General features: G+C 55.0%; 17 protein-coding genes. 11 read left to right on the top strand and 6 right to left on the bottom strand.

Annotation, left to right across the window (positions count from 1 at the left end; translation table 11 throughout):
- Positions 1-11 precede the first annotated feature (11 nt).
- From MIH19_RS14645 to MIH19_RS14670, 6 genes are all read right to left on the bottom strand, one after another.
- Positions 12-254, bottom strand: a complete 243-nt coding sequence (locus MIH19_RS14645) for a BolA/IbaG family iron-sulfur metabolism protein (RefSeq protein WP_249005562.1) — start codon at positions 252-254, stop codon at positions 12-14.
- Positions 255-372: 118 nt separating this feature from the next.
- Complete coding sequence (locus MIH19_RS14650) at positions 373-714, bottom strand: STAS domain-containing protein (RefSeq protein ID WP_249005563.1); 342 nt, start codon at positions 712-714, stop codon at positions 373-375.
- Positions 711-1,376: an ABC transporter substrate-binding protein gene (locus MIH19_RS14655; protein WP_249005564.1), complete on the bottom strand. Its 666-nt coding sequence runs from the start codon at positions 1,374-1,376 to the stop codon at positions 711-713. Before MIH19_RS14655 ends, MIH19_RS14650 begins: the two co-directional genes overlap by 4 nt.
- 36 nt (positions 1,377-1,412) lie before the next feature.
- Positions 1,413-1,862, bottom strand: a complete 450-nt coding sequence (mlaD, locus tag MIH19_RS14660; protein WP_249005565.1) for an outer membrane lipid asymmetry maintenance protein MlaD — start codon at positions 1,860-1,862, stop codon at positions 1,413-1,415.
- A 27-nt stretch (positions 1,863-1,889) separates the two neighbouring features.
- Positions 1,890-2,687 carry a lipid asymmetry maintenance ABC transporter permease subunit MlaE gene (gene mlaE, locus MIH19_RS14665; RefSeq protein ID WP_249009018.1) on the bottom strand — a complete coding sequence of 266 codons (798 nt, stop codon included), beginning with the start codon at positions 2,685-2,687 and terminating at the stop codon, positions 1,890-1,892.
- The gene (locus tag MIH19_RS14670; protein WP_249005566.1) at positions 2,669-3,493 is read right to left on the bottom strand and encodes an ATP-binding cassette domain-containing protein; all 825 of its coding nucleotides are present in this window, start codon (positions 3,491-3,493) and stop codon (positions 2,669-2,671) included. The genes mlaE and MIH19_RS14670 overlap by 19 nt, the downstream gene beginning before the upstream one ends.
- A 213-nt stretch (positions 3,494-3,706) precedes the next feature.
- Between MIH19_RS14670 and MIH19_RS14675 the strand changes: the two genes are divergently transcribed.
- From MIH19_RS14675 to mgtE, 11 genes are all read left to right on the top strand, one after another.
- Positions 3,707-4,687, top strand: coding sequence for a KpsF/GutQ family sugar-phosphate isomerase (locus tag MIH19_RS14675; RefSeq protein WP_249005567.1), 981 nt, complete (start codon positions 3,707-3,709; stop codon positions 4,685-4,687).
- A complete protein-coding gene (locus tag MIH19_RS14680) occupies positions 4,687-5,295 on the top strand; it encodes an HAD hydrolase family protein (protein WP_249005568.1) in 609 nt (202 codons plus the stop codon). The genes MIH19_RS14675 and MIH19_RS14680 overlap by 1 nt, the downstream gene beginning before the upstream one ends.
- Positions 5,292-5,909, top strand: coding sequence for an LPS export ABC transporter periplasmic protein LptC (gene lptC / locus MIH19_RS14685; RefSeq protein WP_249005569.1), 618 nt, complete (start codon positions 5,292-5,294; stop codon positions 5,907-5,909). The genes MIH19_RS14680 and lptC overlap by 4 nt, the downstream gene beginning before the upstream one ends.
- Entirely contained in the window at positions 5,893-6,480 is a 588-nt protein-coding gene (gene lptA, locus MIH19_RS14690; RefSeq protein ID WP_249005570.1) for a lipopolysaccharide transport periplasmic protein LptA, read from the top strand. The genes lptC and lptA overlap by 17 nt, the downstream gene beginning before the upstream one ends.
- The gene (gene lptB, locus MIH19_RS14695) at positions 6,458-7,183 is read left to right on the top strand and encodes an LPS export ABC transporter ATP-binding protein (RefSeq protein WP_249005571.1); all 726 of its coding nucleotides are present in this window, start codon (positions 6,458-6,460) and stop codon (positions 7,181-7,183) included. The genes lptA and lptB overlap by 23 nt, the downstream gene beginning before the upstream one ends.
- A gap of 170 nt (positions 7,184-7,353) precedes the next feature.
- Positions 7,354-8,886: an RNA polymerase factor sigma-54 gene (locus tag MIH19_RS14700; RefSeq protein ID WP_249005572.1), complete on the top strand. Its 1,533-nt coding sequence runs from the start codon at positions 7,354-7,356 to the stop codon at positions 8,884-8,886.
- 43 nt (positions 8,887-8,929) lie between these two features.
- The gene (gene hpf, locus MIH19_RS14705) at positions 8,930-9,229 is read left to right on the top strand and encodes a ribosome hibernation promoting factor (RefSeq protein WP_249005573.1); all 300 of its coding nucleotides are present in this window, start codon (positions 8,930-8,932) and stop codon (positions 9,227-9,229) included.
- An 85-nt stretch (positions 9,230-9,314) separates the two neighbouring features.
- The gene (gene ptsN, locus MIH19_RS14710) at positions 9,315-9,782 is read left to right on the top strand and encodes a PTS IIA-like nitrogen regulatory protein PtsN (protein ID WP_249005574.1); all 468 of its coding nucleotides are present in this window, start codon (positions 9,315-9,317) and stop codon (positions 9,780-9,782) included.
- A gap of 52 nt (positions 9,783-9,834) precedes the next feature.
- A complete protein-coding gene (gene rapZ, locus MIH19_RS14715; RefSeq protein ID WP_249005575.1) occupies positions 9,835-10,719 on the top strand; it encodes an RNase adapter RapZ in 885 nt (294 codons plus the stop codon).
- Positions 10,720-10,726: 7 nt separating this feature from the next.
- Positions 10,727-10,996 (top strand): HPr family phosphocarrier protein, encoded by a 270-nt coding sequence (locus tag MIH19_RS14720; protein WP_018402368.1) that lies wholly within the window; start codon positions 10,727-10,729, stop codon positions 10,994-10,996.
- Positions 10,997-11,057: 61 nt separating this feature from the next.
- A complete protein-coding gene (gene mgtE / locus MIH19_RS14725; RefSeq protein WP_249005576.1) occupies positions 11,058-12,419 on the top strand; it encodes a magnesium transporter in 1,362 nt (453 codons plus the stop codon).
- Positions 12,420-12,428 lie beyond the last annotated feature (9 nt).

A 12,428-nucleotide genomic window follows, 5' to 3' on the forward strand; every position in this document is an offset into this window, starting at 1 on the left:
TTTGCGGGCTATCAGCCCTGGCGCGCAGCCCATTCGGCGGGAGTAAAGGCCTTGGGATGCAGAGCGTGAATGGTGCCATCCATAATCATCTGAAACAGCGCTTTATTGATCAGCTGTTGGCGCTTGATGGTTGGTAAACCTTCAAAAACGTCGCCCACTGCCACAACCATGCAATGTGAGCCGTCAATCTGCACCTGAATCTCACAGTCTGGCAGCTCATTCTGCACCAGCGTGGTAATTTCGGCGACATCCATAAACACTCCTCGGACATTGAAAAATCAAGGGGCGGAATTGTAACCAATTCCTTAGCCGGGGTCAGCTTTCGCATCGGATAATCCGCATCAATGCTGGTCGCCAGCGATGCGTGCCAGGTTAATCCGCGTTTACGCCAGATCTGACAGGAGAAAATCCTGGTAATGCGTCATTCAGACTTGCCAGCGCAGCTAACGCCAGCAAGCGCTCACCGGGGTGATCAAAGCGCAGGTTCAGCGAGCGCTCGCGCGCGAACCGTTGCCAACACAAAAGTACCGACAGCAACGAGCTGCTAGCGCTAGTCAACTTTGCCAAGTCCACGGTGATATCGCCTTTGGCCCCGGCCAACAAAGCCTCTCCGCGCTGGCGCAGGTCCGCAGTGGCCATGGCGTCGGCTTCGCCGTCAATTGTCAAGTTGTTGTCGCTGAAATTAAGCGTTGGCTGAGGATTACTGACGCTCATTGTTGCCCTGCTTTTTCGTCAATGGCCTGCTCTAGATTAAGGCTCTCAGCCGCATCATTCCAGCCGTCGATCACCACCTGCACCTGGTCTCTGTTGGCTTCCATTTCCTGACTGAACCGGTCACGGAACGCCAGTCCGATATTCACCCCTTCCACGATCACATTTTCCATCATCCACTGGTCATTTTTGGCGCGGTACATGGAGTAGGTAACAGGGTAGCGATTGCCTGTTTCGGTAATCACCTGCATATCCACAGACGCACGGTTATCATCGCGGGGGTTGAACGTAGCGCCGAGCACCTCGATGCGAAAGTTGCGCGATTCTACTAAAGCCTGGGCATAGCTCTCAAATAAGCTGCGTTTGAACTTTTCTACAAACTGATCACGCTGTTCCGGAGTCGCCTGGCGGGCATAGCGACCCATTACCCGGGCAGCAATGCGGCGGAAGTCCACAAAACCCTCCATAGCCTGGTTCATGCTGCTGTAAAACGCTTCGGAGTCGTCTTGGTACAACCCCCGTTCCCGGTTAAGCTGTTCAACCATGCGTTGGGTGTTGTCGTTCACATAGGCTCGCAACTGTTCTTCAGTATCGGCTTGAACTGACACGGCAAGCAGACTGAGCAAAACGAACAGAAAAATGGATCGATAACGCGCGACGGTCATCTTGGTGTCTCCGGTTGGGTGCTTGTTAAAAAGGCCTTAACGGCCAGAGGCAAAATTACTGATCAGCCGCTCGATATTCATCGCCGACTGGGTGGTGTAAAAGTTGTCACCCGGCTGCAGGGACTCCAAATCGCCACCAATGGATATGTCAATATACTGCTCACCCAGGAGACCGGATGTACGTATCATCGCGGCGCTGTCAGCAGGGATGTTGTTGACATCGGAGTTAATGGACAATGTTACGCGGGCCTTAAACGTATCGCGATCCAGCTCGATCGACTCGATAGAACCAACCTGCACTCCCGCCATTGACACTTTACCCCGTGCCCCCAGGCCTCCCGTATCGGTAAAGTCTGCATATACGGTGTAGGTGCTGCCAGCCGCAGCCAATGACAAACCGCTGACTTGCAGCGCCAAAAACATCATGGCACCCATGCCTGCCAGCACGAACAATCCAACAATTATTTCAGTGGTTCTTTGCGCCATCACCGGCTCCTGTTAATTTCCAGATAATCAGAAATTGCCGAACATTACGGCGGTCAATATAAAGTCCAGCCCAAGCACGGCCAGCGACGAATACACCACGGTTTTTGTGGTTGCCGAACTGATGCCGGCGGATGTTGGCACGCAGTCATAGCCTTGATACACCGCAATCCAGGCGCACACAAAACCAAACACCACACTTTTTATGACGCCGTTTAGCACGTCGTCACGAAAATCAACCGAAGCCTGCATGTTGCCCCAGAACGAGCCTTCGAACACACCCAGCCATTCCACTCCCACCAGCATACCACCAAGGATACCTACCATCGAAAACACCAGGGCCAGAATGGGCATACTCAGAAAGCCCGCCCATAGCCGCGGCGCTATGACTCGGCGCAAAGGGTCTACGCCCATCATTTCCATGCTTGAAAGCTGCTCTGTGGCTTTCATCAAGCCAATTTCTGCGGTCAACGCCGAACCGGCGCGGCCAGCGAACAAGAGCGCGGTCACCACCGGTCCCAATTCGCGCACCAGGGTCAGGGCGATCATCTGGCCAATGGCCGACTCAGAGCCAAAGTCGCTGAGAATCGTGTAGCCCTGCAAGCCAAGTACCATGCCAATAAACAGCCCGGAAACCACCACAATCACCAGTGACAGCACCCCAACCGAATATATCTGTTTCAGCAGCAGCGGCAAGCCCACCGACGGTTTTGGCACACCTACCAGCACGCCCAGCAAAAACTGACTGGCTCGCCCAAAAGACGCCAGAAAATCCAGCGTGTTTTTGCCCAGGCGGGCAATCGCATCCATCATTGCTTTGCTCCCGATTGCAGGACTGCCAGCCCGAAATCCGCGGCGCGTTCTGGCGCCGGATAGTGAAAAGGTACGGGCCCGTCGGGCTTGCCCTGCAAGAACTGCTGCACTTTCTCTGATGAGTGTTCACGCAGTTGTTCCGGCGTGCCAGCGCCGATCACCTTGCCGTCAGAAAGAATACAGGCGTAGTGACAAATACTGAGAGATTCCGGTACGTCGTGAGACACCAGCACGCTGGTCAGACCCATGGCACTGTTCAGTTGTCGAATAAGCTTCACCACCACGCCCATGGCGATGGGGTCTTGGCCGGCGAAAGGCTCGTCGTACATAATCAACTCCGGGTCCAGCACAATGCTGCGCGCCAAGGCCACTCGCCGCGTCATGCCGCCGGACAGCTCTGCGGGCATCAGGTCGCGCGCGCCCCGCAGGCCCACGGCTTCCAGCTTCATTAGAACGATGTCGCGAATCATGTCTTCCGGCAGTTTGGTGTGTACCCGCAACGGGAACGCCACGTTCTCGTAAACACTCACATCGGTAAACAGGGCCCCACTTTGGAACAGCATGCCCATTTTTTTTCGCAGCTGATACAGCGCACCACGCCGCAGCTTGGGTATGTTGTGGCCGTCAACCAAAACCGAGCCAGACTCCGGCTTCAGCTGTCCGCCAATCAAACGCAACAATGTTGTTTTCCCGGTGCCACTAGGACCCATGATCGCAGTGATCTTGCCACGAGGAATTTGCAAGCTGAGGCCATCAAAAATACGCCGCCCAGACCGCGAAAAAACCACGTTTTCCAAGGAAATATAAGCAGCTTCTGCCATAACCCACCCCTTAAAAGAGCCGCTACATTATGCCAAGATGCACTCAAGCTCAATCCGCTATGGCTAAAATGTAACCTTGCGAACTGGCCGCAGCCGGGTTTTGACCCATTCAAAGACAGCCCACGCCTGCCCAATGTTATACTCTGTTTCATGACAGCCCAAGCGGCGAAATCTCGGCCATCAGCCGAATTAGAACTAAAGAGCAGGAACAGGATGACAGACCCAGTGCCAAAGGATTTCCGAGAATCCGCGCTCAACACCATCCGCATCGAGCGCGATGCCATTGCCAGCCTTGAACAGCGTATTGGTGAATCATTCACAAGCGCCTGCCAGGCACTTATGGCTTGCCGTGGCCGTGTAGTGGTGACCGGTATGGGCAAATCTGGCCATATCGGCAACAAAATTGCTGCGACTCTGGCCAGTACCGGCACACCGGCTTTTTTTGTTCATCCCGGTGAGGCCAGCCATGGTGATCTGGGCATGATTACCAGCCAGGACGTGGTGATCGCCATCTCCAACAGCGGCAATACCAACGAAGTGGTTACCCTGCTGCCATTGCTAAAGCGCATGGGCACACCGCTGATCAGTATGACCGGTAATCCGCAATCGGTGCTGGCACAGGAAGCATTGGCCAATCTGGACGTTAGTGTATTGAAAGAAGCCTGCCCTTTAGGCCTGGCACCCACATCCAGTACGACCGCCACATTGGTGATGGGCGATGCTTTAGCAGTTGCCTTATTGGAAGCAAGAGGCTTTAGCGCCGAAGACTTTGCGTTTTCGCACCCTGGGGGGCGCCTTGGCCGCCGTCTGCTGCTGCGAGTGCTGGACATCATGCACAGTGGCGACAGCGTTCCGGTAGTCAGTGAAGGTACGACCCTTAGCGGTGCGCTGCTGGAAATTTCCCGCAAGGGTCTGGGCATGACCACTGTCGTGGACAGCAACGGCGCCTTGATAGGTGTATTCACTGACGGCGACCTGCGCCGCAGCCTGGATAAAAACGTAGACGTACACACCACCGCCATAGAGCAACTGATGACCCGTAATGGCAAAACCATCCGCGCCGAGCAACTGGCAGCAGAAGCTCTGAATATCATGGAAGAAATGAAGATTAGCGCACTGCCAGTCGTCGGTGAGCACGGTGAGCTGGTGGGGGCCCTGAATATGCACGACCTGCTGCGTGCGGGAGTCATTTAATGGACACTCCTGTTGTGGATGCCCCTGATTGCCGGCCGCAATGGCCGGCCAGCGTGCTCGCCAAAGCAGCCAATATTCGCCTGATTGCACTGGATGTGGATGGCATCATGAGCGATGGAAAAGTTTACTTCAGTGCCAGCGGTGACGAGCTAAAAGCCTTCAATATTCTCGACGGGCTCGGACTCAAACAGCTGATGGCCGCAGGCATTACGGTCGCAGTCATTACCGGAAGGCGTTCACCACTGACCGAAAAACGCATGACTGACCTGGGTATTCCGCACTTGTTGCAGGGCCGCGAAGACAAACGCACTGCACTGCTGGAGATTGTCGATCTGCTGGGCATCCCGGCCAGTGATATTGCGTATATGGGTGACGATTTGCCGGATTTGCCAGCGCTTCGCTACGCCGGCCTTGGCATTACCGTGCCCAACAGCTATTGGCTGCTGCAGGAGCACGCCGATTACTGCACCCGCAGTCGCGGCGGTGATGGCGCGGTGCGCGAGGCCTGCGACCTGATTCTCGCTTCCCAAGGCAAGCTCGACACGGCCCTAGCGCCCTACCTTGAACCCTATCTTAAACCTGCCCGCGGCGCGGAAAGCGCACCATGACCTTAGGTAAAGGCGGCGGCCTGCTTGTTACGCTGTTACCGGAACAACGCCCCAGGTGGCAAACGATTGCCCTTCTGGCCACGTTTATTGCCGCCGCTGCACTGCTGTGGCACAGCGACAGCGAAGTACCCATGCCAACGCAAGATAGCGAACTGCGCGGTGACAGCGAGCCCGACAGCTTTGTGGTGGACGCCCTGTACACTTCCTACGACGAACAAGGCACCATCAAAATCCAGTTTGTCAGCCCTCGCATTGAACAGTTCGAGGCCAACGGATACGCCATCATGGCCGAACCACAAGCCACGATCCAAGGCGAGCCCGGCTCAGAACCCTGGCAGCTTACCGCCAAACACGGCAAACTGCTCGACGGCAACAGCCAGCTGGAGCTTGAAGGTGATGTGCGCATTGTTCGACAGATTGGTGAGCGCAGCGCCACCTTGAGCACGACCAGATTGACGCTGGATAACCGCACCAATATGGCGTACACCGATGCCCCCGTCGAAATCGTTGACGCCACCGGCACTACCAACGCCACGGGCATGAAAGCCTGGCTCAATGAACGTATTCTGGAACTTGATTCCCAGGTGGAAGGACGCTATGAAACTGGTAACTGAAGGTAATACACTCTTTTGGCGCCGCGCACGAGGCCTGGGCAAGAGGCTGGGCGTGAGCTTCGGGCTGGCAGGCTTACTCGTCAGCACGCCAGGCCTGGCCTTTGATCTTGATTCCAATATCCCCATCAACGTGGCCGCCAATTCAGCGCGGCTTGACGATGCCAAAGGCGTTGCAACCTACACCGGCGATGTTGAACTGGTGCAAGGCGACACCAAGCTGTTTGCTCAAGAGGTGGTGCTCTACCGCGACATAAATGGGCTTAACCGCATTAAAGCCACCGGCACCCCGGCCCACTACGTTCAGCCCACGGCCAACGGAAAAGGGGAAACCGACGCAAAAGCCCTCACCATAACCTGGTCTGCTGCCGAGAAGCAGCTGACCTTTGAACGCGACGCAGTGATCATGCAAACTGGCAATATTTTTCGCGGTGAACTGATTCTTTACGACACCGTGAACCGCGTCGTCACTGCCCAAGGCAGCACCGAAGCAGGCTCCGGGTCAGGCCGGGTAGAAATGACGATCCAGCCGCGCAGCACACAGGAATCCGATGGCCGTTCTCAGAGCCAGTAATCTGGCAAAAAGCTACAAACAGAAAAAAGTGGTGATTGACGTGTCGCTGGAAATTCGCAGCGGCGAAATCGTCGGACTGCTAGGCCCTAACGGTGCTGGCAAAACCACCTGCTTTTATATGATTGTCGGGTTGGTGCAGGCTGACCACGGCCGCATTACGATTGATAACCAGGACATCACCCCGCTGCCCATGCACGGCCGTGCCCGCAAAGGCATTGGCTACCTACCCCAGGAAGCCTCGGTGTTTCGCAAGCTCACCGTGCGCGACAATATCATTGCCATTCTGGAAACCCGTAAAAATATGAAACGGGCGGAACGCGAAGCGAAGTTAGAGGAATTGCTAGCCGAGTTTCACATCAATCACATCCGCGACAGTATGGGTATGGCCTTGTCTGGGGGCGAGCGCCGCCGGGTAGAAATTGCTCGCGCACTGGCTATGGAGCCCGCTTTTATTCTGCTGGACGAACCCTTCGCCGGGGTGGACCCAATCTCGGTTAGCGACATCAAGCAAATCATTCGCCACCTACGCGACAAAGGCATAGGCGTACTGATCACCGACCACAACGTGCGCGACACCCTGGACATCTGCGAAAACGCCTACATTGTATCCGGGGGCCATATTATTGCCTCCGGCAGCTCCGCCGAAATCTTTGCCAATCAACAGGTCAAAGAGGTCTACCTGGGCAACGAATTCCGGCTGTAATAAACCTTAAAAGTGGGCATGCGATGACATCGCCAAAGGTGAATCGGTTGATTCCCCGGCGAACTCTAGTAGACTCGGCAGAGAATTTGCTTGTGAACGCAAACCCCGGTTAGCCAACCTTTTTTCGGTGGCTGCCACGCGCCAACCGATCGAGTAATGGATTCCCAAGAATGGTGATGAAAGCTTCTTTGCAGCTCAAGCTGGGCCAGAGCCTGACCATGACGCCCCAGCTCCAGCAGGCGATTCGCCTGCTACAGCTTTCTACCCTCGACTTGCAACAGGAAATTCAGCAGGCACTGGAATCCAACCCCATGTTGGAAGCACCGGAAGACGACGATCACGGCGATGAGGAATCCACGCACGCTGACACCAACAGCGATCAAAATACGGACTCCAGCGCAACAGATGCCTCGGTGGACACCAGCAAAGACTGGGACGAAAACGAAAATGGTCCCGACTGGGCCAGCGAAAACGAAATCCCCGATACCCTGCCAGACGACCTACCAGTGGATACGGCTTGGGACGACGTATACCAATCGGCGCCGGCACCGGCCAGCAGCAATGGCGACGATAACGACTACGATTTTGAAACTCGCAACTCGCCCGCTGAAACCCTGCGCGATCACCTGGAGTGGCAGCTTAACCTGACCACCATGACGGACCGCGACCGCGCCGTTGCTCACGCCCTGATGGACGCCGTTGACGAGCGCGGCTACCTGACCAGCTCGCTGGCCGAGATTTATACCGGCCTGCAGGACGAACAAGACGACGACCCGCTGGAACTGGATGAACTTGAAGCGGTACTAAGACGCCTACAGTTTTTTGACCCACCCGGTGTGTTTGGCCGCAACTTGCAGGAATGCCTGCTAATCCAACTGAACCAGATGTCACCAGACACCCCTTGGGTTTCTCAGGCGCGCATGGTCATCACCCACTACATCAGCCTGCTGGGCAACCGTGACTACGCCCAACTGCTGCGTCGTAGCCGCTTAAAAGAAGATCAGCTAAAACACGTACTGGCGCTGATTACCAGCCTGAACCCGCGCCCCGGCGATGTGATTGACCGAACCGAACCGGACTACGTGATTCCAGACGTGATTGTGTACAAGCGCAACGAGCGCTGGCGGGTAGAGCTGAACCCAGAAATTGCACCGCGCATTCGCGTCAATGCCAGCTATGCTTCATTGATAAAGCGCGCTGATAGCAGCGCTGATAACACCTACATGCGCGATCAGTTGCAAGAGGCTAAATGGTTCATTAAAAGCCTGCAAAGTCGCAACGAAACGCTGCTAAAAGTGGCTACCCGTATTGTGGAATATCAACAGGGTTTTCTAGACCAGGGGGAAGAAGCCATGAAGCCGTTGATCCTCTCGGAAATCGCCCAAGCCGTAGAAATGCATGAATCTACCATCTCCCGGGTAACCACCCAGAAATTCATGCATACACCTCGCGGCATTTTTGAACTCAAATATTTTTTCTCCAGCCATGTCAGCACCGATGCTGGCGGAGAATGTTCTTCAACTGCCATCCGCGCCATGATAAAAAAACTGATAGCCGTTGAAACCTCCAAAAAACCGTTGAGCGACAGCAAGATTGCCGCCATGCTTGGGGAACAGGGAATCCAAGTGGCACGGCGTACCGTGGCCAAATACCGGGAGGCACTACAAATACCTCCATCGAACGAAAGAAAGCGACTGGTGTAGCAGCACCAATGTAACAACACCGATGCAATAGCAGGAGAAGCCTATGCAACTCAATATTTCTGGCCATCATGTCGAACTGACCGAAGCACTCAAAGAGTACGTGAACGAAAAGTTCCAGCGCTTGGAGCGCCACTTCGACCAGATTAGTAACACCAATGTGACTCTGCAGGTGGAAAAATTGCGCCAGATAGCCGAAGCTACCGTAAATATAAGCGGTGGCGAATTGCACGCTAAGGCCGAAAATGAAGACATGTACGCAGCGATTGACGCTCTGGTGGACAAACTGGACCGCCAGATCCTCAAGTACAAAGAAAAGCAAGTATCCCGGATGCATGGTAACTAACACCGGATACAACGCGTAAACGCTTCACGCGCTGCGGCATGGCACCATGCCGCAGCCTTTTTTTTAATGGAAGTACCGTCGACCCATGAGCGAGACATCCCTGACTATAGAAACCATCCTTGCCCCGGAACTGACACTTTGTAACGTGCCAGCGTCCAGCAAGAAAAGGGTTCTTGAGTTTATTGCAGAGCAAATTCACCTGCATAACGCCACCTTGGGCAACACTCAGATATTCAGCAATCTGATTGCCCGCGAGCGCCTGGGGTCTACCGGAATCGGCCAAGGCATCGCTATTCCCCACTGCCGCCTGGAAGGCCTGGAGCACGTTATTGGCCTTCTCATCACCCTCAGCGAAAGCGTGGACTTCGATGCCATTGACAACCAGCCGGTGGATTTAGTTTTTGCTCTGGTTGTGCCAAAAGAAGCCACCAGCGAGCATCTTGAGCTGCTTAGCCAGCTTGCAGAAAAATTCAACGACCGGGCTTTTTGTGACCGTCTGCGCCAGTCGGAAGATGCCATTACCCTATTTCAACGTATGACCTCGGGACGCTAATCTGTCTTGACCGGATCCACTTCGACCGTTCGCACTCAAAGGGGTATTAACGATGAAACTGATTATTGTTAGCGGCCGCTCCGGATCGGGTAAAAGTACCGCGTTGCACGTTCTTGAAGATCTGGGTTTCTACTGCATCGACAACTTACCCATTGGCCTTCTGTTCCCGCTGACCAAAGAAGCTGCCGCACAAGAGCCTGCCGGCCGCCTGCACAAAATGGCGGTGAGTATAGACGCGCGCAACCTGTCCGGTGAACTGGCCAATTTCGAAGATATTCACGGACGCCTGAAGGACACCGGCGTCAGCACTGAAATCATATTTTTAGACGCCGACGAGCAATCTCTGCTGCAACGCTTTCATGCTACCCGACGCAAGCACCCACTGAGCGACGATCACACGTCATTGCGCGAAGCCATTAGCTCAGAAAAAAAACTGCTGGAACCCTTGTCGAATCTGGCTGACCTTTACATAAACACCACTGGCATGGGCATGTATGATTTGCGGGACATGGTCAAACAGCGGGTGGTCGGCCGCAAAGACCAGGAACTGGCGCTGCTGTTCCAGTCTTTCGGTTTCAAGCACGGCGTACCGGTTGATTCAGACTACGTATTTGACGTGCGTTGCCTGCCTAATCCCCACTGGGACACCTCTCTGCGCAAGTTTACCGGCATGGACCAACCGGTGATCGATTTTTTGGAGAACGAACCCATGAGCGCAAAAATGGTGCAGGAAATCATCGCTTTTCTGACCTCGTGGCTACCAGCATTTTCCGACAGCAACCGCAGCTACATGACCATTTCCATTGGCTGTACCGGCGGCCAGCATCGCTCGGTTTATGTCTGCGAGCAAATGGGCGCCCACTTCCGCCAGCACAGCAACAACGTGCAAGTACGTCACTCCGAATTACTGCACCTGAACACCGTACAGGACGCCTGATTCAACCATGATCCGACGCCAGCTTTTTATCATCAACAAACTGGGTCTGCACGCCCGCGCAACGGCCAAACTGGTGGCTACAGCGTCTGCTCACCAAAGCAAAGTCAGAATCGCCGGAAAAGGCCGTGAAGTGGATGCCAAAAACATCATGCAGGTGATGATGCTGGCCGCCAGCCAGGGCACGGAAGTTGAACTGATTGCCGACGGTGACGACGAGCAACAGGCCATCATCGCGTTGACAGAACTGATCAACGATTACTTTGGCGAGGGCGAATAGTCGCTCACGCAGTGCCCGCAAGTTCGCTATAATACAGCCGTTTTCTGACAGCGGATGAGCCATGACCGATATTCTGGAAAAAAGCCAGGCACGCCAGCGTCTTCGCTCGTTAGGAGAAGCGCTGGACAGTGGTGCCCTGAAACAAGTGGCACGCATCCTCAATGGCGGCCTCAGCCCCAGTGATATCGCTCACTTGCTGGAATCATCGCCTCCGCGGCAACGGGCGCTGCTGTGGAATCTGGTCGACAAACAGCTTGAAGGCGAAGTTCTTCAGTATCTAAATGAAGACATCCGGGGCGATTTCCTAAGCAAATTCAACGCTCAGGAGCTGGCTGACCTGATTGAAGACTTTGAGTCGGACGATCTGGCCGACTTGCTTCAGCAGCTCCCCGACACGGTGATTCAGGAAGTTCTGAACACCATGGACGAACAAGACCGCCAGCGGGTGGAAGAGGTACTGTCGTACCCCGAAGACACCGCCGGCGGTTTGATGAACACCGACACCATTACGGTGCGCCCGGACATCAGCATTGACGTGGTGCTGCGCTATCTGCGCCGCCACCGCACCCTGCCCTCTATGACCGACAGCCTGATTGTGGTCAGCCGTCGCGATGAATTTATCGGCATGCTGCCGGTTACTTCCTTGCTGGTATCGAATCCTGCCGCCACCGTGCGTGAAGTGATGGACACTGATATTGAGCCCATCCCTGTCACTTTGTCAGATACCAAGGTTGCCATCCTGTTTGAGCGCTATGACCTGATCTCGGCGCCGGTGGTAGCGGAAAATGGCAAACTGCTGGGCCGCATCACCATCGATGACGTGGTCGATGTTATCCGCGAAGATGCCGATCACTCACTGATGCGGATGGCGGGCCTGGATGATGACGAAGACACCTTTGCACCGGTTTGGAAAACCTCACGCAGGCGCGCGGTTTGGCTGGGTATTAATCTGATGACCGCGTTCATCGCCTCTGGAGTGATCGGTCTGTTTGAAGAGACCATCACCAAGGTGGTGGCACTGGCGGTGCTGATGCCCATTGTGGCCAGTATGGGCGGCATTGCCGGCAGCCAGACCCTGACACTGGTCATCCGCGGTATGGCCGTTGGCCAGATCAGCAGCGCCAATGTAGGCTGGTTGTTAAACCGCGAGTTTCTGGTGAGTGCAATGAATGGCGTGTTGTGGGCTTTGGTGGTGGCCGGCGCGGCTACCCTGTGGTTCAAGGATATTATGCTGGGCGCGATCATTGCCGCGGCGCTGGTAATCAATCTTGTCGCTGCAGCCTTGGTAGGCACCGTGTTACCGTTGTTTCTGAAGTCGCGTAATATTGATCCGGCGCTGGCCGGCGGTGTGATTCTGACCACCGTCACCGATGTTGTCGGGTTTGTGTCCTTTCTTGGCCTCGCGACTCTTTTTTATGCTTGAACCTTTTAC

The organism is Marinobacter sp. M1C (assembly GCF_023314135.1).
Lineage (GTDB): Bacteria > Pseudomonadota > Gammaproteobacteria > Pseudomonadales > Oleiphilaceae > Marinobacter.